Origin of the sequence: Paenibacillus sp. JDR-2 (assembly GCF_000023585.1) — a bacterium.
Lineage (GTDB): Bacteria > Bacillota > Bacilli > Paenibacillales > Paenibacillaceae > Pristimantibacillus.
Genome location: NC_012914.1, coordinates 6,387,234 through 6,411,212 on the forward strand (window position 1 = coordinate 6,387,234; position 23,979 = coordinate 6,411,212).

Sequence of the window (23,979 nt, forward strand, 5' to 3'; positions counted from 1 at the left end):
AGGGTCATCCTTAGCGGTGCGAAGGGCTACGTCCTACCCTTTCAGCCGCTTTTTATTAGAGGAATTCCAACCTAAGCGATTAAAGTAGCCATCTCTTGATGACTACCTATCAAACCGTTACCAGCGCTTTCGGGAAGTACCCGATTTTCACGGCATGATCCAGCATAGCCCCCATAAAGCGGCTGTCCGGCGCAGCGCATGTAACGTTAAGCTCCTGCAGTACTTCATACGTGTATTCGCATCCGTAGCGGTAGCCGGAATCCTTCGCGCCGTCCCCTTCCAGCTGGGCAATCGCCAGCTTGACGCCTTCCGCGTTTTTCGGAATGGATGCGTCAAACAGCCATTTGGCATAAGCGTCCGGCTCTATAAGTTCCACTGCATAACCGTAATTGCGGATGAGATCCACCCATTTGGCATACGGGATGGTCTCCGGATTGCAAATGTGGAACAATCGCCCTGAGTAAGCTGGCTGCAGCGCAAGCGTTACGATTGATTTACCCGCGTAATCAATTGGGGTAAAGTCTACCTCCCATTGCACCTTCGGCGCCTTGCCGAGCAGCAGCATCGCCTTCAGCATGCGGTAGAACGAATTGCTGTCGATATTCCGCTGGAACAAGCCGCTCTCGGAATGGGAGGACAGATTGCCTGCCCGGTAAATGTTTACGCTCAGCCCTTCCTCCGCTGCGGACATCAGCGCTTTTTCCGCCTCCATCTTGCTGTTCGTATACAAATTCTCTACCTTCAGATCAGGCCATAACGTCTGCTCGTTTAACACTTGTTCCCATTGCCCGCTTAAGGCCAAATCCTCCGGAATGCCAAGCGTGGAAATATGGTGGAAACGAACTGGCTTCCCGCATGCCTTGGCAAGATTGATCAAAGCAAGCGTGCCCGCGATATTCGTCTTCGCGAATTGCTCTTCCTCGCCAAAATGCCTTACATCGGCAGCGCTGTGAATAATGGCATCCAGCGTACCCAGAAGCTCCTGCCGGATCTCGGCGGAAATCCCCAGATCCTCTTGCTCCAAGTCGCCTTCTACCGCGATCACCCGCTCCTCGATGCGCTCCTTGGCAGCTTGGCCAAAGAAGTATTCCATATGCGCCTGAATGCGGACCAGGCCGGAATCGATACCCGGACGGACGAGGCAATAGACCTTCGCATCGCTCTGCTCAAGCAGCTCATGGAGCAGATAAGCGCCAAGATAACCCGTAGCTCCCGTTAGCAAGAAGGCTTTGGGCTCAACGTTGCTGCCTTGCGGCAATTCCGCTTTCGGATCAGGGAATGGCGGTTCCTCATTAAGCGGTACAAGGGGTCCGGTCAGCTTAGCTGCGCGTTCCTCCGCCTGAGGCTGTTCCGCCTGCAGCTGCTCAATCCGCAGGGACAAAGCTTCCACCGTCCGGAACGAGAAGAAATCATTGATTTTCAGCTCCGGATATTGCGGCTTCAGCAGAACGAGCACATGAATAATCGCCAGCGAATCGCCGCCAATCGAGAAGAAATCATCATACCGGCCAACCTGTTCCAGACGCAGAGCTTCCTGCCAGGATGCTGCAACGTCCCGCTCAATAGACGTATCCGGCGGCACAAAGCCTTCATCGGCGGCCGTTGTCTCCATATGATCGAAGCGCTGCAGACCTTTACGGTCGATTTTGCCCGTTGGCGAGATTGGCATCGCATCCAGCTGAACGATCCATTTCGGAACAAAATAGGAAGGCAGCTTAGCTCCCAGCATCCGCTTGATAACCGCCGACTGCAGCTGGTCGCCGTCTTGGGTCGTGAAATAACCGACAAGCATATTTTGGCCGTCCGTATCCTTCTTGCAGATGACCGCAACGTCCTGTACGTTTGGAATTTTGGCGAAGCTGTCCTCGATTTCCCCGATTTCAATGCGGTGACCGCGGATTTTGATCTGGGAGTCGCGGCGACCTACATATTCGACCGTTCCGCCCGGCAGCAGCTTGGCGATATCGCCGGACTTGTAGATCTTCCCTTCGCCAAACGGATTATCGATAAAGGCTTCGGCCGTTTTCTCGGGTTGGTTCAAATACCCTTTCGCGAGACCTACCGTTGAAATGTATACCTCGCCATGCACGTTCACCGGACACAGCTGATTTTCCTCGTTCACAATATAAACCTTGTAATTATGAATCGGCTTGCCAATCGGAATGCTTGTTACCTCATCCGGAATAAAGCCTTTTACCGTAAACGTTGTTGTGCAAACCGTGCATTCGGTTGGACCGTACACGTTAACGATATCGATCGCGTCATGGAATTTGCGCTGGAAGGCCCGGACTTGCTCGCCGTACAGCGCCTCACCCGCAACGGTGATAAGCTTGACGCCCGACAGCTTGCGGTAGCCTTCCTCCGATAAGTACGCGGACAGCTGGTTAAAGAACACCGTTGGGAGAATGGTAATAATAGTTGTTCCCGTTCTCTCAATCGCGCCTGCGAACTCCTCGACGGATACTCTCTCCTCCGAAGACAGCAAGTACAGATGCGCCCCGTAAAATAAAGCGCCAATCGTATCCCACACCGAAGCGTCAAAGCTGTAGGTCGCGAACTGCGTAAGCACGTCTTCAGGGCCAATCCGGCAATCCGTGCGAACCGTTTCGCCCAGGTTGACGACACCCTCGTGCGCGATCAGAGCGCCCTTCGGCCTTCCCGTCGAACCGGATGTATAGATAATATAGGCGAGATCCTCCGGGGTAACCCCATTCTCGACATTGTAGATACCTTCATAGACTTCCGTCATGCCGGAGTCTAGCGCAATGATTTCCTTAACCGTATCCACGCCTTCGCAGAGCAAGGCCGCCTGTGCTTCATAAGCGGATTTGGTCAGGATAAAAGCCGATGCCGTATCCGACAAAATATAGCGGTTGCGGTCCTCCGGATGCTCCGGGTCAACCGGAACGTATACGCCGCCCGCCTTAAGGATGCCAAGCAGGCTGACGATCAGCTCCAGGCTCCGCTCCATAAAGATGGTGACGAAATCTCCTTTGCCGAGACCGCGGTTTAGCAGCATTCTTGCGGTGCTGTTCGCTCTCCCGTTTAATTCCCGGTAAGTCAACTGACCGTAAATGGAAGATACAGCGATACGGTCCGGATAAGCTGCCGCCGCCTGCTCGAACATGCCGTGAATCGTCTTTGTTCTATCGTAAGGATAGGACGTATCGTTCATGCGATCATAGACCGCACGGTCTGTATCCAGCAGAATATCAACCTCGGCAATCAGGCTGTTCTCATCCGAAAGAGCCGCCTCCAGCAAGGTAAAGAAATATTGCGCATACCTGCGGATCGTGGAGTCCGTGAGCACCGAGCTGTCGTAATCCACGCGCAGCGTCCAGCGTCCGCCCTCATGAAGCAGCTGCCAGTTGAGCAGCTCCTGCACCGTGCTGATCGGCCGGCCGCACGAGAACCGGGTATCGAATTGAAGCTCCGGCGAAGCGACAGCCCCGGCAGCTGCTTGACTGATAAGCATCTCTTTTAAACTAGCGAAAGTCTGCTTCTGTTCGAAGCTTAGAAGAAGGGGTACCGGCGTCCCGCCGCCCGTAATCCACTCCGCCATAATGTCGGTTTCCCCGGACAATCGATACAGCAATGCCATAAAGGCTGCGGCCGCCATTTGCTCTCTGCCATCCTTCAAAGCCTGCAGCTTCGCGTTTAAGCGTTCTTCGATAGCTGCTTCTACTGTTAAGTAGGAATAAGTGCGGCTGTGACGTGATGAATCGAGCGGGATAAATAGCAGCAAATTCTCTGTTACCTTAGTGTGATGATTAATCTCCGTCATATCTCTTTACTCCTTCCGAGCAGTAAAAATGTCCCCGCATCGAATCCGATGCGAGGATGGAACAGGTTAGCCTTAACCTTTCACTTGGAACTGGTTAAGGAGCTTCTGAAGTTTTTCCGACAGAGCGGTAAGCTCCGTTGAAGAGTCCACGATGGCGGACATGCTTTCCTTCTGCTCTTCGACGGAATCGGATATTTTGGCGCTGTTTACGGCCGTAACGCTTACCGCCGACGACAGGCTTTCGGATGTTGCCGTAAGCTCCTCCGTACCTGCCGACAGCTCCTCTGTCGAACTCGACACCTCTTGAATTTGCATCGTTACGTTTTGCGTTGCCTGCAGAATCTCGTTCAACAGCTGCTCCGTTGTGTTCGTAATCTGAAGACCGTCATTAACCTCGTAAGTCCCTTGCTCCAGCGCCTCTACGGCAATCCGGATGACGTCCTGAATCTCCTTAACCAGCTCCGAGATTTGCTTCGCGGACTGATCGGACTGCTCCGCAAGCTTCCGGACTTCGCCGGCAACAACGGCAAAGCCTTTGCCATGCTCGCCTACACGCGCGGCCTCGATCGCGGCGTTTAAGGCGAGCAGGTTCGTCTGGCCGGAGATGCTCATAATCATCGAAACGATATTTTCGATCTCCTGCGAACGGCTGTCCAGCAGCTTAATGGCACTCGTAGACTTGCTGACCACAGCCTGGATTTGCTCCATCTGCGTCATGACCTGCTTAACGGCCGAGTTGCCCTCAATGGATTTTTGCTCCATGTCGTAAGCCTCGTGAGCGACCTTCGAAGAGTTCTCCGCGATCGTCTGAATAACGGCCGCAAGCTCGGTCATCGCTCTGGCGGTATCCAAGGTCGCCTGCTTCTGCTCCCCGATGCCTCCCGAAATTTCCTGTACGCTTGTTGTAATCAGGTTTGTATTTTTACTGTTCAGCTCCGAAATTTCATGCAGATTCTTGGCAGAGTTCGTAACGGCATGCGAGGTGTGCTGAACTTGAAGCATCATATCGTTAATCTGGCTAACCATTCCGTTAAACTTCTTGTTAACCGTCCCCAAATCGTCCAGACCGGTCTTTAATTCCACGTTCAGATTGCCTTTGCTGACCTCTTCAATGCCGCGCACCAGCTCTTGAATAGGCTTCAACGTACGGCGAGACACAAAGAATTGGATCAGGAAAATGATCAGCATGAAAATAACCATAATGGTAATGCCGTTTACTAGAAGCTTATGCAGCCCCTCGGGAACCGCGCTGGCATCCACGTCGGCGGCAAAGAACCCTAGACTGTTGCCTTGGCTGTCAACGATCGGATAAAGAACCGACGTCCATGTTCCGAAGCTGTCCGAATAGAAGCTTGTAAACGTTGGCTTGCCGGTCTTCAGCATCTTGGCAACGGCGTTAGCCATAGCGGCCGGCTGCTCGTACATGTCGCCGATATTGACGTTTTCAGCCGAGAATGCTTCTACGAGACTCGTAGGCATGGCGACCAGCGAGGTTTTATTGCCATCCGCAAGCTCGGTGCCAAATATGTAGGCTTGCGCAATATTCGGGTTGTATTTATGAATTTGATCGAATAGAACCTGAAGCTGGGCTTGCGCCGAGCCCTTGTAGCTCTTCTGCTCGATCGCTTGGGCAACAACCTCCGGTTCGATTTCGTTTGCCCACTCCTGCGTAATGGCAATAATCTGACCGCGAAGCTGCTCAATCAGAATGTCTTTTTGGGTCATATAGCTGGAGGAGATTAGAATCGTGCCGATTAAAATAATGTTAATAAAGGCTAACAGCAACATCTTGGTGAAAAAGGACATCCGTCTGATCAACAACATCTGTAAAACGCTCCTATTATGATTTAATTGTCTATTTGGCTGCATTATCAAATCGAAGCGTAATAAACCCCCTTCTTTTGAATGATGATATGGAATAATTTCTGAAAAAAATAAATTCAATCTCGTAATGCTGCCAAATTTCGACATAGACTATTTATATAGTATCGTACTAAATAACTATAAGTTGAATAGCAAAATTAAAAAAACTGTGTAAATACTTTATACAATTTGTAATAATTTCGTGAAAATAATCGCATTAATAGTACTTTTGAACTAATTTACAGGAAATATCAGGATGATCTTTCAACTCCTGTATCCTTCAGTCCTTATTTTTGATACTAAAAAAAGCAGCATTTCCATAAAGGAAATGCTGCTTTTTTTCTGTTCTTTTGTCAGGGCGTTATTGCTCTGCCTTGATGCCTACCGTATAGATCTCGCACGGTCCGAGTTCCGCCGCGAACGAGCCGTTCGCGTCTTCGCCGGACGGCTGCAGGCGTTCGCCCGCCTGCTCAAGCACATCGCTCGCGTAAGCCGCCGCGGCAGAGCCGACGTTCGGCTGCGCCTGCAGATTCGCTGCTTCCGGCCGCATGTTGAACCAGCGCAGCATGAGGTCGCCCGTTGCTTCCGCAATCTTAACCGAGGAGAACGCGATGCCTTCGCCTTCCCATGCCAGGAACGTGTGCACCGGCGAAAGCGTTCCGCCGTGCACGCCGGTTTGCGCGATGGTCCACGGCGCTTGGAACTGATACGCGGACGCATACGCGCCCGTTGCCGCGCCGTCGCCGCCATGCGGAAGGATCAAAAGCTCGACCGTTTGCTCGCCGAGGCATTGCGCTTCCGGCGTCGGGAAGACGCCCCAGTCGCCCAGTTCGGAGACGGAGCGAAGCAGCGTAACGGCAATCGTATTGCGGCCGTCGCGCAGCACTTCGTATTCGTTTAAGCCAAGGTTCGCGATGGTGAGGCCCTGCGTGCCGTCGCTGACATCGGCAAAAGCTTGCTGATGCTGCGCGTTGCTTGGGTTCTCCCATTCGGCGGCCGGGTCGTTGTCCCGAACCGCCACTTCGAAGATCGCGTCGGCCCGGTGGACGGACGCGGCCAAGTCTGTCGGGAACAAGGCGCGTACGCGATGGTCCTTCGCTTGGTTATTAAACGTCGTACGGATGCCTACGCCGCGCCCGGAGCGCTCCAGGCTGACAACGGTTCGGATCGTGAACGGCACGTAGTCCGTCGAACGGCCGGCTTTGCGCTCGGGATAATAAACGGCTTCCTGCTTCTCCTGCTCGAACAGCTCGTCGGCGGATGCCGGGATCGACCAATGATGCACGATCTCGAACGATGCGCGGTACGCGTTGTCTTCGATGACGCGGATTTCGGCTTTAAGACCCTTAGTCGTGAGCGCCGGCTCGCCGTCCGGCTGCTTGAACATGTACTCGTTGCCGATATCTCCGGCATCTTCATAGATGAGCAGATCGCGGTACGTGCGTCCGCTGGCGATATCCGTTACCGCCAAGGTTCCGTCCTCGGCGATCTCGATGCTCAGGTTTTCGTTCGCAAGCGTACGGTCACCGGTCACGAGCGACTGCGACGGAGCGTCGCTTGCGGCTCCGAGCACCCAAGCGTAAGTTTTCAAGCCAAGCGCCGGCACGGCGGTCGCTTCGAACGTCAGCTTCACGCGGCGCGTCCAATACGGCTGACGGAATTTGTCATCCGGCAGGTCGTAGCCGAACTGCAAGCCTAGATCCTCGAATGTATGCTCGACGGCATTGCCGTCCGCATCCACAAGCGTGCGGCCCTCGAGAGAAATTTCCTTCATCATGCGCATCATGTCATTCGGGGCAATGCCTTCGCGGTAATACACGCGCGCAACGTCCAGCTCGATTTCCACGACGCCGCTTCGCGTCCATCCCGTCGTATTAAACGCGACAAGCGGCAGCGCATCCTGGCCGCAGCCCGCGAACGCGCTCGTATCGACGGCGCCGGCAACCGCATGCTTGCTATCGTCGACGATCGTCTCCGCCACATGGCGGCTCTTATCGAACCGGGTGACCATTTCGCGGTGCACCTCGTCGACGCTGCAGCCGCAGATGCTGTCGTGCGGATGGTTCTGCATGAGCGTTTTCCAAGCGTACTTCAGCAGATGATGCGGATACTTGGCCTTGCCCGTCATATGCGCGAACGAGGCGAGCGGCTCGGCGACCTTCTCGAGGATCGTCTGGCCAACCTGGTTCATCTGTTTCAGGTAGACGCGGGCGGACGCCGTATTCACGAGCGTCGACCAGCCGTCCGTCCGCTGGCTGCGCAGCTCGCCGCGCACAACCGACAGTTGCTTGTTTTCGAGCGACGACTTCAGCGACGCCAGATAATCCGGGAAATTCGAATGAACGAAATCCGTATCCGGGTATAGCTTGCGAGCAACGCGAATGGCTTCGGCCAGATCCGTCTGGATCGGCTGATGATCGCAGCCGTTCATGAAGAGCAGCTGCCCCGTCGATGCGTATTTGCCCGCATCGGCCAGTTTGCGGTCCCAGTATTCCTTGGCTTCCGCTTCATCCACGGGAACCTCGTTGCCGTTGCTGTACCAGTTGGCAAACAAAATGCCGAGCACCTGCGAGCCGTCCGGCCCTTCCCATACGAGCTCCGAGAAGGAAGACTCGTACGCGGAGTCTGAAACCATGTTATTGAAGCCAGTCGGCTTGACGCCGCGGCCGAATACCGCGTTGTCGATACCCGCCTGCTTCATGAGCTGCGGCGCTTGGCCGATGTTGCCGAAGGTATCGGGGAAATACCCGACCTTCGCGATCGTGCCGTACTGCGCGGCATCCTGATGCCCGATCTGCAGATTGCGGACGTTCGCTTCGCTGCTTGTCAGGAACGCATCCTGCAGCACGTACCATGGACCGATATGAATGCGGCCCTCGCGGATCCATTTCTCCAGGCGCTCCCTTTGGTCCGGGCGAACTTGCAGGTAGTCTTCGATAATGATCGTCTGTCCGTCAAGATAAAAGCTGCGGTATTCCGTGTCGTTCTCCAGCGTGTCCATCAGCGTATCCATAAGCGCGATAAGCCGCACGTGGTGTTTCTCGTAAGGCAGATACCATTCGCGGTCCCAATGCGTGTGCGAGATGATATGCGCCGTTTTTCTATGATCAGCGTTCGCCATGGCGATCGTCTCCTTTCGATTTCAAGCCTTATTCTGCCGGCTGCGCCAGCACTTCCACTTCGTCCGGGCGATAAACCTCCGTTACGCGGCCGGTCCTGTCGACGGCAAACAACACCGCTCGCTCCCGTTCCAGAACGAACGAATACCTCGTTCCCGTCGCGGCGGACTTCACTTCAATATGCGCGTCATGCGCGTACTCGGACACGAACACGAAGAGTTCGCCGTCCTTGAATTGCAGGCTCCGGCCGTACACGCCGGCCAGGTCGCCGCCCCTCAGCCATTCGATTTCGCGGCGAGCGCCGGATGCCTCCAGCGCGTGCGCATAAAGCGCCGCGACCGGCTCGGCGCGTTCGTTCAGCTCCACCGGCAGCGGACACCAGATCAGGCGTCCTTGCCCGTAAGCGGCCTCCATTACCTGGTCCGCTCCCGCAGCGGAGCCGTAACCGGCTTCCTTGAACACTTCGGCGATTCTCCGGTGACCGTACGATACCGGATACGCCTTGTCCCCGATCGCGAGCCGTTCTTCCCGAACGACGTTGGCCGGCTTCCGCTGACCGAACGTATCCGACAGCCGGTCTGCTTCCCGCCAGTAAGCGTCGAGCCCAAGCGGGCCCGTGAACAAGAGAGTGGCAGCCGTCCGGTCCACGATGTCCAGCAGTCGCGTGAACGCCTCGTCGGCGAAGTTATGCGCGGACGGCACGATGATCAGCTTGGCCGGCGCCGCCTCCAGCGCGTCCATATGGTATTCAGACACGCCGCGGAACGGCGTCTTAAGCTCGTAGCCGAGCACGCGCGTCAGGCGCGTCGTCGCGTCGAATGCCAGCTTGCGGTTGGAGAAGTCGTTGGAGTAAGGGAATACGGCAGCGACCTCTTCCAGCTCGCGGTCCCGGAACAGATCGCGGATCCGTTCCATGAAGCTGCCGAACCGGTAGGAGACGTCCGCCTCCGGCTTCTCGGTTCCGTCAGCCCGCAGCGCGCCGATATGGGATTCATTCGCGTTGTCCATGTAGAAGTTGGTGTTCCAGATCCACTGCACGGCGCCAGCCCCGCCTGCCGCGAAGGCATACGCGTACTTGCGCTCCAGCATCGCCCGCAATTCTTCCTCGGACCGCTTGGCGAATCCGGCCGGCGTTTCCACGTACATGATCCCCGTCTCCTGCACGACGTTTGGCTTGTCGGCCGTCTTTGCAAAGATGCCATCCCACAACAGATGGTCGTTCAGCCACCAGGAATGCACGGTCGTGTAATCAACCGCTTCCCCGTAAAAGAACGGCGAAGGCCGCTGCGCGCCAAGCGCTTCGTCCTGGCCGACCGTCACGAGCTGCGACGGATTGCTTTCCTTGATCGCATCGACGAGCTGCTTCGCCCAGCGGTTGTGCATATCCATGGAGAACAGCGCGTAATCCAGCCAACGCGTACCTCTTTTGCCTTGATGCATGTCCTGCACGTCGAAGTTGATGTCCTCCGGCTCAGGTATAACAGCGGACGCGAAATCCGGCAGCTCGCCCGGGGTCATGCCCCAGCGCCCCTGCAGCTTTTCGATTGAACCGTGTCGCTCAGCCAGCCATTCCGCGTAAGCCGCCTTCTCGAACCGGTCGCGGCTCGAGCGCGGACCGTCGGAGAAGATCCGCGGCGGATCGAACATCGACGGCTCGTTGATCAGGTCCCAATCGACGTTTGTCGTCTCGCGGTGACGGCTGACGATGGAACGGATGAACCGCTTCTGCGCTTCCACGCTGCGCGGATCGAGGTACGGGTTCGTGCCTTCCCACGTCTCCGGCGTAAAGGAGAAGAACGTAAACGTCACTTGCAGGCCATGCCGTTTCGCGGTCATGAAGAACGCGTCGATCGAGCGCAGCACTTCTTCGGACGCATGCCCGTCCACCTGCATGATATTGCGGTATGCCGTCCAGATGCCGGTGCGGATCCAGTTAATGCCCGCTTTGCGCATCTGCGCCATATCGCGATCCCATACCGATACGTTCGGCAGGAACAGGAACTTGCGCGCTACGTCCGAGGTCATGTACGTCATGCCGACGACAGGCATCGGCCGGCCATCCTTCTCGAAATAATCCCGGCCGCGCGCGAGCAGCCCGCCGGTGTTCAGCAAATCGGCGTCCATGCCCCAGAAGCCTTGGCGAAGCAGGCGCGTCTCGCCGTCCGAGGACTTGGCAACGCAATCCACAAGATAATAACCCGCTTGGATGTCGCCAAGCAGCGGAATGCGCTTCAGCTCCAGCCCGGGGCCGATTTCTGCTTCGTGGCGGTAGGTGGACACGTCGCCCGATCCTTCCGCGCGGCGGACTTTAACGTCGAACGACCAGTTCGTCTTGCCTACGGCACCGCGGCCCAGCTTCTGCGCCTGGAGCGTCAGCAACGGCCGCTCATGCAGCTCGTAGGAAGCATATGCCGGCTTCAGCCACAGCTCGGTTACGCCGGCCGCGCAGAACGCCGCCCACGCCTCTAGCGCCTCGGCTCCGCCGCGCGCGAAGAAATCCGCGCCAATCGGCAGGTTGACGAAAAGCCATCGTCCGCCGGCGAAATCGCCTTTCGTGTTCTCCCACAGCACGGCCGGTGCGGCAACTTCCCGCCCTTCGGCGGAGATGCCCTTCAGCACGGGGTAAATATGCGCGTCCATCGGACCCGCCGACCCCATTTGCAGCGGCAGATCGCTTGATTTGGTCACATGCGGCACGAGGTTCCACGTATCGGCGACGTCAAGCAGCGCCTCTCTGCCCTCGAATAGAGGGATTTCTTCGAGAGCGGCCAGCTTCAGGACGGGCTCCGCCTTTACAGGCAGCATCTCGTGAACGCGCAGCTGCCGGTGATACGCGGTTTGCTCCGTCTCTGCAAGCCATTCGCCCGCTTCTTTGCGGACCGGCACGCGGAACGGCGCGCCGCCCATGCTGATCAATCCGCCGCCCCGTTTCAAAAACCCGAGCAGCGCTTCCCATGCATCAACCGGGAAATAAGGCGCGTGCAGCGACACGAATACGCCGCCTTCCGCCCCTTCCAGCCTTGCCGCCAGCGCATCGGCGCCGTGTACCTCGCCGACGCCCCGCAGCTGTTCCAGTTCCGCTCCGTCAATGGCAGAGGCGCCCGGAAAGGCGCCATCATAGAAAATAATCGTCGAATTAAGCATCGAGGAGTCCCGCTTTCATCGCTTTATAGACCAACTGAGAGAACAAGCTGTTGGACCAGGCGAACCATTTGCGCGTGAATACGGCAGGATCGTCCGAATGGAAGCCTTCATGCATGAAGCCGGTGTCGGCGTCCGTCGCTTCCAAAACCGCGATCATATCCAGCATTTCCTCGTCCGTCTTGGCCGTCAGCCCTTGCATGGACAAGGCCATATGCCAGATATACCCCGGCGGCGTATGCGGGCTGCCGATGCCTTTGGCGGCCGTGCCTTCGTAATAGAACGGGTTTTCCTTGCTCAGCGCGAAACGGCGCGTATTCTGGTAGATCGGATCGTCTCCGTCCACATAGCCGAGATACGGAATTGAGATCAAGCCCGGCGTGCCTGCGTCGTCCATCAGGCAGTAGTTGCCGAAGCCATCCGTCTCGTACGCGTAGATCGGACCGAACTCCGGATGCCGGTAGATGCCGTAGAGTTGGATGCCGTGATTGATCTCGCGCTCCAGCTGCGCCATTTCCTTCTCGAACGACAGGTCGCGGAAGACGAATTCGGCAATTTCGCGCATCTGGCGCAGCGTGACGACCGCGAACATGTTGTCCGGGATGTTGTAATGGAAATCGCAGGCGTCGTCGCTCGGACGGAAGCCGGACCAGATCATGCCCGTGTAGTTGACCGGCATGCCGATGCCATCGTTCATGAGCGAGTCGGTCATGATGCCGTTGTCCCGCTCGAAGCGGTACGGCGAACGCTCGAAATGGTGCTGCTCCCGCTTCCACAGGTCAACCGCGGCACGCATGGCAACCTTGAAGTCCGCGTCAAAGATGTCGGCGCGGCCAGTTTCCTTCCAGTAGGCGAACGCAAGGCGCATCGAGAAGCAGATGGAGTCGAGCTCGAATTTGCGTTCCCATACCCAAGGGGACATATCCGTCTTGTCGTCGGTGTTCCAGTGCCAGTCGTTCGCCATCTCGTTAAACGCGTTTGCGTACGGATCGATGACGATGTTGCGCATGTGCAGCTTGATCAAGCCGCCGATAATGCGCTGCAGGTCGGCGTCGTCCTTGGCGAACGGTACGTAGTGCATAACCTGCTCGACGGAATCGCGCAGCCACATCGCGGGGATATCTCCCGTAATGACAAAAGTCGTGCCGTCGTTCAGCAGCTTAGTCGTCGTTTCCAGCGTATTCGGGAAACAGTTCTTGAACAGCTGCAGCAGCTTCGGACGGTGCGCGAGGCGCGTCTCCGCCTCCGCCAGCACGGCCTGCACGGATTGCGGCAGCGGCAGGTGCGGCATTTCAATTTTCGGCAATCTGAATTGTTCCATGGTAGTTTTCCCCTTTGTCGTTACTTTATCGCGTTGCTTATTGCGTATGCGTCACAGCAAAAACGGCCCGTCGGCGGATGTCCGCGCCGCGGGCCGCTTGCGGTGTGAATGTTCGTCATGCTGTTGATTTTTCGCTCCGTTAACCTTCGATGCTTAAGGGTATTACTCCTTCACGGCGCCAACAGTCAGGCCTTGCACGAAATAGCGCTGGAAGAAAGGATAAGCGAGCACGATCGGCCCTGTCGCGAGCACGACCATCGCCATCCGCGACGTATCCTGCGGCATCGACTGCAGCACGGAAGTCCCCAAGGATGCATTGTTGCTGTTGGCGAGAATGAACTGCATGCTGTTCTCGATCCGCATCAGCATCGATTGCAGCGGCACCAGGTCGGGGTTCTCGATGTACAGCAGGGCGTTGAACCAGTCGTTCCAGTAGCCGAGCACGTTGAACAGCGCGATTGTCGCGAGACCCGGCAGAGCGAGCGGAACGATGAGCCGGAAGAAGATGCCGAACTCTCCTGCGCCGTCGATCTTGCCGGATTCGATGATTGCGTCCGGGATCATGGTCGAGAAGAACGTACGCATGATCATGATGTAGAAGGCATTAACCGCGAGCGGCAGAATAAGCGCCCACAGGGAATTCCCGAGGCCGAGCAGCTTCGTCGTCACGATGTAGGTCGGCACGAGTCCGCCGTTGAACAGCATCGTGAAGAAGGCAAGGAACGAGAAAAATTTACGGTATTTGAACCCTTTGCGGGAAATCGCGTACGCGAAGAGCGAGATGAAGATCAAACTGATCACCGTGCCGACAACCGTAACGAGAATCGTTACGCCGTAGGAGCGCAATAGTTGGTCGCCCGCCTTAAACAGGTAGCTGTAGGCGTCGGTGCTCCATTTTTTCGGAAACAACGAGTATCCGTCCAGCGCAAGAGTCTTCTCGTCCGTGAAAGAGATGACCATGACGAGCAGGAACGGAAACACGCAAGCCAGCGCGAACAGTCCGGCAATGAGGTTGAAGATGACGTTCCAGGCCGGCGTCAGCCGGTGAAAGTCCTTGGTTTTCCTAAGGGATGCCATGATGTTGCTCCTTTCTTCCTAAAATAGCGCGTTGTCCTTATTGAAGCGACGGACGATCCAGTTGGACGTGATGACGAGCGCGAAGCCGACGAACGATTGGTACAGGCCGGCCGCTGTGCTCATGCCGATCTCCCCGGTCGTCTTCAGACCGCGGTACACGTAGGTATCGATAACGTTCGTGACGTTGTAGAGCGTGCCGGAATCGCGGGTAACTTGATAGAACAAGCCGAAATCCGCGTAGAAAATGCGGCCGATGGCCAGCAATGTCAAAATGGTCATGAGAGGCGCCAGCATCGGCAGCGTAACGTTGCGGATCTGCTGCCATTTGTTCGCGCCGTCGATCATCGCCGCCTCGTACAGCGATTTGTCGATGCCCATGATTGCGGCCAGATAGACAACGCTGTTGTAGCCGAGCGATTTCCATAGGAACACGATGACGATGATGAACGGCCAGTATTTCGGCTCGGAATACCATTGCTGCGGATCCATGCCGAACGCCGAGACGATCTTGTTCATCACGCCGCGGTCGAAGCTGAGGAAGCTATATGCGAAATAACCAACGATGACCCAGGACAGGAAGTAAGGCAGGAACATGCCCGTCTGGTACCATTTCGCCAGCCGTTTGTTTGCGATTTCGGAAAGGACGATGGCCAAGGCCACTGCCAGAACTAGACCAATGATAATGAACACGATATTGTACAGCAAAGTATTGCGAGTGATGACGTACGCGTCGTTTGTGCTGAACAGGAACTTGAAATTATCGAAGCCGACCCAGCGGCTGTGGATGATGCTGGATAGAAATCCGCCGTGCACGCGGTATTCCTTGAAGGAAATGACCGTACCGAGCATCGGCAGGTACGAGAAGAAAAGAAACCAGACGGTTGCGGGAAGCACCATCAGGAGCAGGGCTTTATTGCGGTTGATGTCTTTGAAGAAACGCCCAAAGGCCTTCATGGGGTTCACCCTTTCCAAGAGAAGTCGGTTTGCAGCGCCAAGGGCCTGCGGCAATTCGTCCCAAGGTGAAACGGCTGATGCCGTCCATTGGCAGCGGCGCAAGTTTCATCCCTTAGAACGAGAAACAACGTACGGGATGTCCTATCCCGTTCGTCTCTCTCTTTTTGCATAAAAGGGCGAATGCCGAGCATTCGCCCTTCGGTGCTATAATGATTATTTGCCTTGAGCGGCTTTCCAAGCGTCGAGCTGCGTTTGCGCTTCGGCCATGATTTTGCCAAGACCCGCGTCGTTCAGCTTCTTGATTGCTTGCGGCAAGTATTTCTCCGGATCGACGGTACCCGTCATGAGCGGCGCCCAGAAGGATTCCTTCGCGTTTTGCACGGCTGCGATCTCGCTCGACACTTTCGTCGGATCGAAGTTGAAGCCGAGCAGAGCCGCAGGTTTGCCTGCATCGTTGTATTTCTTGAACTGCTCCCATTTGTCTGCAGGATCGCCCGGGTTCAGGTGAGTGATCATAATGTTGCCAAGCGCGAACGTTGGCATGTCGTAGTTCTTGGACTCAGGAAGATTCTCCATGTAGTCGCCGTCTGTTACTTTGTAGTGCGTGCCTTCGATGCCGGAGTCGACCATGTTGCGAAGAACCGGATCGGTGTTCAGCAGGTTCAGGAATTCCATCGCTTTCTCTTTATGCTTCGAGTTCGCGGAGATCGCTTGCATGGAACCCATAACCGATTGGTTGTAGATCAGCGCGTCGCTCATAGGCGTCGATACGATCGGATAGCCGTAGCTGGTCGACCATACGTTGTCCGCGAACGGCTGCGTTGTCGCTTTGTCGGCGAACCATTTGCCCGTCGCCTGCACGTCCGAGGACGATTCCAGCGTCGCGGCTTCCGTCGGAACGTAGCCGGCCAGGTAGTATTTGTGCATCGTTTCGAGCGCTTGCTTCATTTCTGGCGTTTCGAATACGTTTACGATTTTGTAGCTGGCGTCGTCGAGCTTCACGGCCAGCGGGAATTTCTCGATCAGGTAGTCGTATGGAATGTACGGCGTGAAGGTCTTGTCCACTTGCAGCGGAGTCACGTCCGGGTTGTTTTGTTTAACTGTCTTGAGCAGCGGCTCCAGGCTTTCCAGGGAACGCACGTCCGTGATGCTCAGCTTATTCTCGTCAAGAATGTTCTTGTTGAAGCGCCATACCTCGGATGTCGGAAGTTCTTTGTTTGCCGGTACGCCGTAGTTTTTGCCGTCGACTTTGGAACCGCTAAGGAAGGCAGGGTTCAGCGTATCGGTAATGCCTTTGCCGTATTGCGTCAGCAGATCGTCGATCGGAGCGAAAGCCCCTTTACGCGCGTTTTGCACGTAATCGAATGCCCATGCAGCGGTGAACATGATGTCCATGTCCGCGCCGGAAGCCGTCAGTACCTGCATCTTCTGGTTGTAATCGCCCCAGTCGATCATTGTCATTTTTACTGTTGCGCCGATTTTTTCTTTCGTGTATTCGCTAACCGCTTCCATGACTTTGTCGACGTCTTTTTGCGGTGTGCCGATTGTGTACCAGTTCAATTCAACCGGTTTTGCGTTGCTGCCCGAGTTGCCTGACGAAGATGTGTTGTTATTCGCGGCCGTATTGCCGCCGTTGCTTCCGCATGCGCTCAGCAAGAGCATGACGGCCATCGCGGATGTCAGGCCGATCGATGCCTTTTTACGGATTCCCATTGGTGTTGCCTCCCTTTTGTCTGTGTAGCAAATTCAGTAGTCGCGACTTCTTGCTACTTCATCTTAGAAGATGAAAACATTTTCAAAAATAATAGAAAACAAAGATTAAGTGTACAAAATAAAGAAAGGAACCGCTAATGGCGCCTAGGCGTCACAGCAGCTCCTTAAAATCGCCCGGCACCATCCCGACATGCTTCTTGAACTGCTTGTAGAAGTAGCCTGTCTCCCAGTACCCGACCTGTCTCGCGATCTCGTTCACCTTAAGCCGGCTGTCCGCCAGCAGTTCCTTCGCTTTGTCGATACGATATTTATTCAGGTAATCCGTGAACGTATCCCCCGTCTGCTTGTTGAAGAGCTGCCCGAGGTAATTGGGGTGAATGTGGAACTGCAGCCCAAGCGACTTTAGCGTCAGCGCCTCGGCATAATGCTCATGGATGTAGCGCAACGCCTGCTTGATGACGGGACTCATGTCCTCCCCGGAGAACGAATCGGCCGCGAAGAAAGCCGCCGTCCGTACGGCATTTTCCACGCCTTCGAGCGTTGCCGCGCTTACCGCTTGGTCGAGTGCGTCTTGGAACACCTCCGCGGCATCCGCGCGTCCGAGCTTGTCGACTTCGATCTTCATCAGGATCATGAGCTCAATGGCAGCCCCTCTCGCCCGGATGGGATGCAAGCCTTCCGCCAGCCGAATAGACGCAAAATCACGGTCGATTACCTCCGCCAGCTCACCCTTGTCCTTGGCGAGGATGGGCCTCGCATACGCCTCCCATTCGAACAAGCCCGAAGGAAGAGACGCCGTTTCCGCGGAAATGTCCGCATAATCGAGCAAATGCCGGTCATGCCGCACCAGGAAAAATTGCTGCGCTTTACGCGCCTCTGCGTAGCTTGCGTCGGCATCGGCCGTTGCCACGATCCCGCCGAGTGCGATCTGCGGGCCAAGCTGCCTGTTTTCCCATTTGTCCGCTGCTCTTTCCAAAGCTTCCGTTACCTTAGCTTGATTCCGCTTGCCCTCGTTTATGCAGCAGACGGCGACCAACTCTCCTTCATCGTTGATAAAGGGAACAAGAGACAAGCCGTCCGTCTCTTCGGACAAGAGATCCGCGATACAGTTGTCCAGGCCGTAACCCGCGACACCACCCTGTTCAGGGCGAAAACGGATGATCGCCAGCGCCGCAAACGGCTTCGAGAGATCGATGCCAAGGAGCGCCGTCCGTTCCGTCAGCTCGGGCAATGCAATCCGCCCGTTTACCCACCTGGTCATGACGTTGTCGCGCAGGATGCCGATCTCGTCTTCCCCCAACGGCTTTTCCGGCTTGTCCGCCTCCAGCTTCCGTACCGTATCCGTCAGCGTCGCCTCCAGCTCTCCGAAGTTAATCGGCTTGAGCAGGTAGTTCTCGATGCCAAGGCGCATGCCTTCCTTGAGATAATTAAATTCGTTGAACCCGCTCAGGATGATCACCTTCAATTGCGGCTGCAGTTCCCGCGCTTTGCGGATCAGTTCAAGCCCGGTCATGATCGGCATCGAGATGTCGGTGATGAGCAAGTCGACCGGCAGCTCGCGCAGACGCTCCAGCGCTTCCTCGCCGTCTTCGGCGCTGCCGACGACCTCGAGGCCAAAGGCGGACCAATCGACGGCGTCGCTTAAGCCTTCCGTGATAAACGGTTCGTCATCCACAAGCAAAACTTTATACATCGCCAGTTTCCTCCTGTTGTTCAGCCGCGGGCCAGATCACCGTCACCGATGTTCCCTTCCCGGGCGTGCTTTCTATGCTTAACCCATAGCCGGGTCCGTGCACCAGTTCAATCCGCTCGTGCACGCTGCGCAGCCCGAAGGACTGCTGTTCCTCGGTTTCCGGCATCTTTAGACGGCGCATGATATGCGCGAGCTGCTCAGGATCAATGCCTTTGCCGTTGTCGCGTATCCGAACCCGGATCAGGCCGTGCTCTTGCGCGGCTTCGATAGTCAGGCGGTTGTTCTTACGCCGGGAATCCATCCCGTGCACGATATAGTTCTCCACGATTGGCTGCAGCAGGAGCTTTGCAACCGGAACGCGCAGCAGCTCCTCCTCGCATTCGACTTCGTAGGCGAATTTGTCTTTGTAGCGGATCCGGAAAAGCTCCAGATACAGCCTGCACATCTCAAGCTCTTCGCCAAGCGTGTTCTCCGCCTTCGCGCTGACCGAGTTGCGGAACAGCACCGCGAGGCTGTAGATCATCTCGCCGACGTCGACCGCGCCCTGGGACATCGCCCGCATCCGGATAACCTCCAGCGTGTTGTAAAGAAAATGCGGGTTTATCCTCGCCTGCAAGGCAGCAAGCTCCGTTTGCTTATGCCTCAGCTCCGCCTTGTATTCCCGGTCGATATGCCGGCCCAGCTCGTCGAGCATTTCGTTAAAGCTCTGGGAGATCTGCCCGAGCTCGTCTTCGCGGGCATCCTGCAGGCGGGCGGTGAGATTGCCGCCCTCCACCTTCCGCATGAAATGCACGATCCGGTTCGTCCGCCTCGAGATATTGACGATCACGATGGACGGAATGATCACCGCAACGACAATGCAGATCGAACTGATCAGAATGATTGTCCGTTTGAGGCCGGCGTACGCCTCGGCCATTGCGCTCTTGGGCGTAATGCCAACAACGAAATAGCCGGCTTTGTTCTGCGTCAGCGTGGAGATGTACGACGGCTCGTCGAGCATGCCGGTTTCCTTCAGGGAGCCGATTTGCTTCATGTACGGAAAGATCTGTCCGTAGTATCGGTTCGCGGAATCGGACAGCACCTGCCCATCCTGCGACAGTACCAGAATCTCGCCCTTGAGAGGGGTCCGTTGCTGATCAAGCGACCGGTTCACCATGCCGGAATCGAAATATACGAGCAGTTGTCCGATGTTCTTGAGCGTATTCTTATCGTTTACCTGGACGCGCATGGAATACAGCTGCGAGTTCCATTGGCCGATCAGCCCGCGAATCCAAATGTTCGGCGTCGCAGCCGCCGGCCCTTCCGCCGCCATGATCTCGGGAATGTACGAGCGGGTCGGATTGGTTTTGTACAGACGCCGCGGGCCGTTTCGATTAAAAGCGTACAGCTGCTGCATGTCCGTGCTGTACAGCAGGATATTCTGGATGTCGGGATCGGCATCCATCCGGTCCGCGAGATAGCTCAGAATATCAACCGCGCTTTCGTTGCCGCCCGCGTAATTCTGGTCGAGCATGTACTGAGCGTATTCGCTGTAGGAATGCCGCAGAAAGTAAGAGGCATTGCTCGCGAGCAGGCTGTTGCGGTAGATGTCCTGTACCGTGTTCTGTACCCAGTCGTACTTCTGCTCCATATAGCGGTTCACCCGCTCCATGGCCTGCTTCTGATTGTTCAGCTCGCTGTTCACGATGGAATCGGATATGAGACCGAAGAGCAGGTACGAGAGCGTGATGATCGTCAAATTCACGATAAGCGCGAAGACGAGAATGACTTTGACGAACAGGTTGTTCTGTATATAGTTTCGGTAGATTTTCCGGAATCTCAAACGCCCGTGCCCTCTCTCGTCGATAGTTAGGATTTGCCGCCATTATAACATTAAGCACGGAGCCGCGCCTAACACCGGAAGAAACATAAAGTCCATTGCATTCCGGAAGGTCCCCGCGTTAAGATTTTCGTAAATACATTTACTAGGAGAGTCACCCTTAATGATTAACGTACCTTTGCCTTGGAGAGAAGTGCTTGCAAACGAAGCTGCTCACACGATTACCGGGGATGTCCGGATTATCGAAGAATTCCCGATTCCGCAGCTGCAGACGGTTCGCAGAGTTTGGATTTATTTGCCGAAAAGCTATGACAAAGGGGATCGCAGCTACCCTGTCCTCTACATGCATGACGGCCAGAATGTATTCAATCAAGCAACATCCTGGGGCAGCGAATGGGGCGTTGACGAGACGTTGGAGCAGATGGCGCCGGAGGATTCCGCATTCGAATCTATCGTAGTCGCCGTTGATCATGGCGGCGATAAGCGCAACAATGAGTATAACTTCACGGTTAACGCCGAATACGGCTTTGGAGGCCAAGGAGAAGGGTACGCCGCATTCCTGGCGGAGACGCTCAAACCCTATATCGACAGCCATTACCGAACGCTCCCTGAACCGGGGCATACGATGATTGCCGGAAGCTCGTTCGGCGCCTACATTTCCCTGTATACCGCCATCCGCTATCCGGATCTTTTTGGCCGCGTGGGCGGGATTTCCTTCGTCATGTGGCAGGACAACGGAGCGATTATTCAATTGATCCAACAGGCAGCCCTCTCCCCTTCGCTCCGCGTTTACCTAAGCATTGGAGAACTGGAAACCGACACTCCCGACTTTAACAAACTCGCCAATGAACATGTTGCGCTCGCCCATCACACGATCATAGCAGCCGGGGTTCCGGAAAGCCGCGTACGATTCGATTTTATTCCCGGCGGAGAGCACAACGAAGCCACTTGGAGCAAGCTGTTCCCTGAGGTATACCGTTGGCTGCTGCAGCCATAAACAGGAAATCTAATCCTAATACCCCATCCATATCCAACCGATATAGTTAGAATAGGGAGGGATAGAGAAAATGAAAAAGACAATTGCGCTAACCGCGCTCGCCGCTTTGCTGCTAGCAGGATGCTCGAACGGTGCGAATAAAAATGAAGCCGCGACAGGGAACAACGCTTCCTCGAACGCAGGAACAGCAGCAACCCCGGCAAATTCGAGCAACGCGGAAACGAAAACGGACGGTGGACAGATCGAGGTGGACAAGGGGCTGTTAAACACGGAGCTCACGCTGCCCGCCAGCTTCTTCGAGGGCGATGAGCGAACAAGCGATCAAATCATTGCGGACGTAAAGAGCAAAGGCGTGAAGGAAGTTACGGCTAATGCGGACGGCTCGTACACGTACAAAATGTCCAAATCCGTCTATAACGACATGCTGAAAGAAACGGAAAAAGGCGTTCTCGACTACACGGAAAAAATGACGGACGGCACGACGTTCCAATCGATCAAGAGTGTCGACCATAACAAGGCCCTCTCCGAGTTTACCGTTACCGTAGACAAAGCAGCGTTCGAATCAAGCTTCGACGCTTTCGCCGGGCTTGGCCTCGGGGTAAGCGCAATGATGTATCAAGCGTTCAGCGGCGTTGCTCAAGATAAGTACAAAATTACGATTCATTACAAGGATGCGGACACGAAGGAAGTGTTTAATACGGTCGTGTATCCCGACGTCTTGGACGATACGCAAAATGCGCAATAAGGCATGATTAAAAAGCCCGTCTCGCCGCAAAGCGAAACGGGCTCTTCGATCATTTCACTCCAGATCGCCGATTGTTTTACAAATAAACAGCTATCTCGCTAATTAATCCCTTTTTATTAGCTTCAATATAGGCTGTTAAATGATCAAAAATGTTTTCTCTATTAGCGTAAACATAAAGCTTCTCTTCCGCTTTCTGAATACGGTCGTAGAATTGTCTTATTACTGCTGCCTAATATAAGTATCCCCCATATCCATCAGCCCTCTTACGAAAATACGCTTATGAGCTTTATCCCCTTTGTACGCGTACACCCATTCCGGCCAAATGTAATCGGTGATTCCTCTTTTCCTTCCCTCGGTGTAAGCTATACCGATTGTTTTTCCAAGATGGTCGGCGCTCGATCCTTCATAGGCATAACGATTATCCTCAAACACGATGGTGTCGCCTCTAATTTCGTATTTATCCACCCACACTCTAGTATTTAGAAAATAGAACGAGGCTGCAAGCAGAAGCAGAATAACGGCAGAAACCCAAATTTGCCGCATTTTCATAGCTTAACGAGTTCATTCCTCTCTAAAAAAAATAAATATACTACCACTTAAATAATACCTTATAATGGAATTTAAATCTGTTGCCTGAAAATAAAAAAAGGTACCTGCGTCCATTAAACGCAGATACCTTTATCCCCAATAACTCAAATCGCAATCGTACGCTTCTCTTCGCTCGCGCGAATGACCGCGTCGATAATCTCCTGGTTGCGGTAGCCGTCCATAAAGCCGGGAAGGCTCTCCGATGCCGTACCGTCCAGCAGCGACAGGAAGTCGCCGTACTGAGTTACCCGGCATCTCTCCGGCACGTTAATTACCGCTCTTGCCAGCTGGCCGGGCGCTTCCTCGCGAATCCAGATGATCTGATCCGGGTTCAGCGTCGACGCGTGCAGCGTACCGGTGTCTCCATAGATCGATACTTCGTGCTGGTTGCCCGAGCCGATCGCATTCCGCGACGACTGGAAGATGCCGACTTCATCGCCGGACATTCGGGCCTGGAAGCTTACGAAGTCGTCGACCTCGATCTTCACCATCTGGCCCGTAGCCGGATCCGGACGCTCCGGAACCAGCGTGCGCATCTGCGCGGACAACTCCTTGAATTCCCCAAAGAGAAAACGAGCCATGTCGATCATATGCGAGCCTAGATCGCCAAGCGTTCCCGTGCCGGTAATGTCCTTGTTGAAGCGCCAAATATACGGCGTCTGGTTCGGAACCGCTCCCCAGTCTTGCAGGTATTGGATCGCAAAGCTCCGCACCTTGCCCAGCTTCCCTTCCCGCACAAGCTCCCGCGCATAACGGAATGCGGGCGTATAACGATAGCTGTATCCAACCATGCCGTTAACCGGCTGTTGCTCGTATAACTCGAGCAGCCCCGCTGCCTCCATGAATACGCGGGTGAACGGCTTCTCCGCGAGGTAAGGCTTGCCCGCCTGAAGGCAGGCGCGAACGATATCCGCGTGGACGTTATTGGGCGTCACCGATACGATCGCATCCACATCCGGGTCGTTAATCAGCTGTACAAAATCCCCGTATCGTTTGTCAGGCGCTATTCCCAGCAAATCGCCTTTCTCCGTCAAAGCTGCTTCATTGACATCGCTCACCGCAATAATAGCAAAGCGGCCCTCCTCGGCCATCCAACGGATATGCGAATGCGACATGCCGCCAAGACCAATCAATCCGATTCGATACTTTTTCATCGTAATCCCTT

General features: G+C 55.3%; 14 protein-coding genes. 2 read left to right on the forward strand and 12 right to left on the reverse strand.

Annotated features, from left to right (window positions below):
* Nucleotides 1-109: 109 nt before the first annotated feature.
* From PJDR2_RS27980 to PJDR2_RS28025, 10 genes are all read right to left on the reverse strand, one after another.
* Entirely contained in the window at nt 110-3,784 is a 3,675-nt protein-coding gene (locus PJDR2_RS27980) for a non-ribosomal peptide synthetase (RefSeq protein WP_015847120.1), read from the reverse strand.
* 72 nt (nt 3,785-3,856) lie between these two features.
* Nucleotides 3,857-5,608, reverse strand: a complete 1,752-nt coding sequence (locus PJDR2_RS27985) for a methyl-accepting chemotaxis protein (RefSeq protein ID WP_015847121.1) — start codon at nt 5,606-5,608, stop codon at nt 3,857-3,859.
* 400 nt (nt 5,609-6,008) lie between these two features.
* On the reverse strand, nt 6,009-8,768 hold the full coding sequence (locus tag PJDR2_RS27990) for an alpha-mannosidase (RefSeq protein WP_015847122.1): 2,760 nt from the start codon (nt 8,766-8,768) through the stop codon (nt 6,009-6,011).
* A 28-nt stretch (nt 8,769-8,796) separates the two neighbouring features.
* The gene (locus PJDR2_RS27995; protein WP_015847123.1) at nt 8,797-11,910 is read right to left on the reverse strand and encodes a beta-galactosidase; all 3,114 of its coding nucleotides are present in this window, start codon (nt 11,908-11,910) and stop codon (nt 8,797-8,799) included.
* The gene (locus PJDR2_RS28000; RefSeq protein WP_015847124.1) at nt 11,903-13,228 is read right to left on the reverse strand and encodes a glycoside hydrolase family 125 protein; all 1,326 of its coding nucleotides are present in this window, start codon (nt 13,226-13,228) and stop codon (nt 11,903-11,905) included. The genes PJDR2_RS27995 and PJDR2_RS28000 overlap by 8 nt, the downstream gene beginning before the upstream one ends.
* Nucleotides 13,229-13,390: 162 nt before the next feature.
* Nucleotides 13,391-14,305, reverse strand: a complete 915-nt coding sequence (locus PJDR2_RS28005) for a carbohydrate ABC transporter permease (protein WP_015847125.1) — start codon at nt 14,303-14,305, stop codon at nt 13,391-13,393.
* 18 nt (nt 14,306-14,323) lie between these two features.
* Complete coding sequence (locus PJDR2_RS28010; protein WP_015847126.1) at nt 14,324-15,259, reverse strand: ABC transporter permease; 936 nt, start codon at nt 15,257-15,259, stop codon at nt 14,324-14,326.
* Between the two features lie 213 nt (nt 15,260-15,472).
* The gene (locus PJDR2_RS28015; protein ID WP_015847127.1) at nt 15,473-16,972 is read right to left on the reverse strand and encodes an ABC transporter substrate-binding protein; all 1,500 of its coding nucleotides are present in this window, start codon (nt 16,970-16,972) and stop codon (nt 15,473-15,475) included.
* A 151-nt stretch (nt 16,973-17,123) separates the two neighbouring features.
* The gene (locus PJDR2_RS28020; RefSeq protein ID WP_015847128.1) at nt 17,124-18,665 is read right to left on the reverse strand and encodes a response regulator transcription factor; all 1,542 of its coding nucleotides are present in this window, start codon (nt 18,663-18,665) and stop codon (nt 17,124-17,126) included.
* Nucleotides 18,658-20,487, reverse strand: a complete 1,830-nt coding sequence (locus tag PJDR2_RS28025; RefSeq protein ID WP_015847129.1) for a cache domain-containing sensor histidine kinase — start codon at nt 20,485-20,487, stop codon at nt 18,658-18,660. The genes PJDR2_RS28020 and PJDR2_RS28025 overlap by 8 nt, the downstream gene beginning before the upstream one ends.
* A 160-nt stretch (nt 20,488-20,647) precedes the next feature.
* On the opposite strand from PJDR2_RS28025, the gene PJDR2_RS28030 reads away from it, so the two are divergent.
* Nucleotides 20,648-21,481 (forward strand): alpha/beta hydrolase, encoded by an 834-nt coding sequence (locus PJDR2_RS28030; protein ID WP_015847130.1) that lies wholly within the window; start codon nt 20,648-20,650, stop codon nt 21,479-21,481.
* A gap of 70 nt (nt 21,482-21,551) precedes the next feature.
* Nucleotides 21,552-22,226: a hypothetical protein gene (locus PJDR2_RS28035; RefSeq protein WP_015847131.1), complete on the forward strand. Its 675-nt coding sequence runs from the start codon at nt 21,552-21,554 to the stop codon at nt 22,224-22,226.
* 219 nt (nt 22,227-22,445) lie between these two features.
* On the opposite strand, the gene PJDR2_RS28040 is transcribed toward PJDR2_RS28035, so the two are convergent.
* Nucleotides 22,446-22,775 (reverse strand): hypothetical protein, encoded by a 330-nt coding sequence (locus PJDR2_RS28040; protein WP_015847132.1) that lies wholly within the window; start codon nt 22,773-22,775, stop codon nt 22,446-22,448.
* 143 nt (nt 22,776-22,918) lie between these two features.
* Entirely contained in the window at nt 22,919-23,968 is a 1,050-nt protein-coding gene (locus PJDR2_RS28045) for a Gfo/Idh/MocA family protein (RefSeq protein WP_015847133.1), read from the reverse strand.
* Nucleotides 23,969-23,979 lie beyond the last annotated feature (11 nt).

Excerpts from the sequence above, each read along its gene's own strand:
- PJDR2_RS27990 (WP_015847122.1), bottom strand. The coding sequence starts at position 8,768 with ATGGCGAACGCTGATCATAGAAAAACGGCGCATATCATCTCGCACACG.
- PJDR2_RS27995 (WP_015847123.1), bottom strand. The coding sequence starts at position 11,910 with ATGCTTAATTCGACGATTATTTTCTATGATGGCGCCTTTCCGGGCGCC.
- PJDR2_RS28015 (WP_015847127.1), bottom strand. The coding sequence starts at position 16,972 with ATGGGAATCCGTAAAAAGGCATCGATCGGCCTGACATCCGCGATGGCC.
- PJDR2_RS28035 (WP_015847131.1), top strand. The coding sequence starts at position 21,552 with ATGAAAAAGACAATTGCGCTAACCGCGCTCGCCGCTTTGCTGCTAGCA.
- PJDR2_RS27985 (WP_015847121.1), bottom strand. The coding sequence starts at position 5,608 with ATGTTGTTGATCAGACGGATGTCCTTTTTCACCAAGATGTTGCTGTTA.
- PJDR2_RS28030 (WP_015847130.1), top strand. The coding sequence starts at position 20,648 with ATGATTAACGTACCTTTGCCTTGGAGAGAAGTGCTTGCAAACGAAGCT.
- PJDR2_RS28005 (WP_015847125.1), bottom strand. The coding sequence starts at position 14,305 with ATGGCATCCCTTAGGAAAACCAAGGACTTTCACCGGCTGACGCCGGCC.
- PJDR2_RS28000 (WP_015847124.1), bottom strand. The coding sequence starts at position 13,228 with ATGGAACAATTCAGATTGCCGAAAATTGAAATGCCGCACCTGCCGCTG.
- PJDR2_RS28040 (WP_015847132.1), bottom strand. The coding sequence starts at position 22,775 with ATGAAAATGCGGCAAATTTGGGTTTCTGCCGTTATTCTGCTTCTGCTT.
- PJDR2_RS27980 (WP_015847120.1), bottom strand. The coding sequence starts at position 3,784 with ATGACGGAGATTAATCATCACACTAAGGTAACAGAGAATTTGCTGCTA.
- PJDR2_RS28045 (WP_015847133.1), bottom strand. The coding sequence starts at position 23,968 with ATGAAAAAGTATCGAATCGGATTGATTGGTCTTGGCGGCATGTCGCAT.
- PJDR2_RS28020 (WP_015847128.1), bottom strand. The coding sequence starts at position 18,665 with ATGTATAAAGTTTTGCTTGTGGATGACGAACCGTTTATCACGGAAGGC.
- PJDR2_RS28010 (WP_015847126.1), bottom strand. The coding sequence starts at position 15,259 with ATGAAGGCCTTTGGGCGTTTCTTCAAAGACATCAACCGCAATAAAGCC.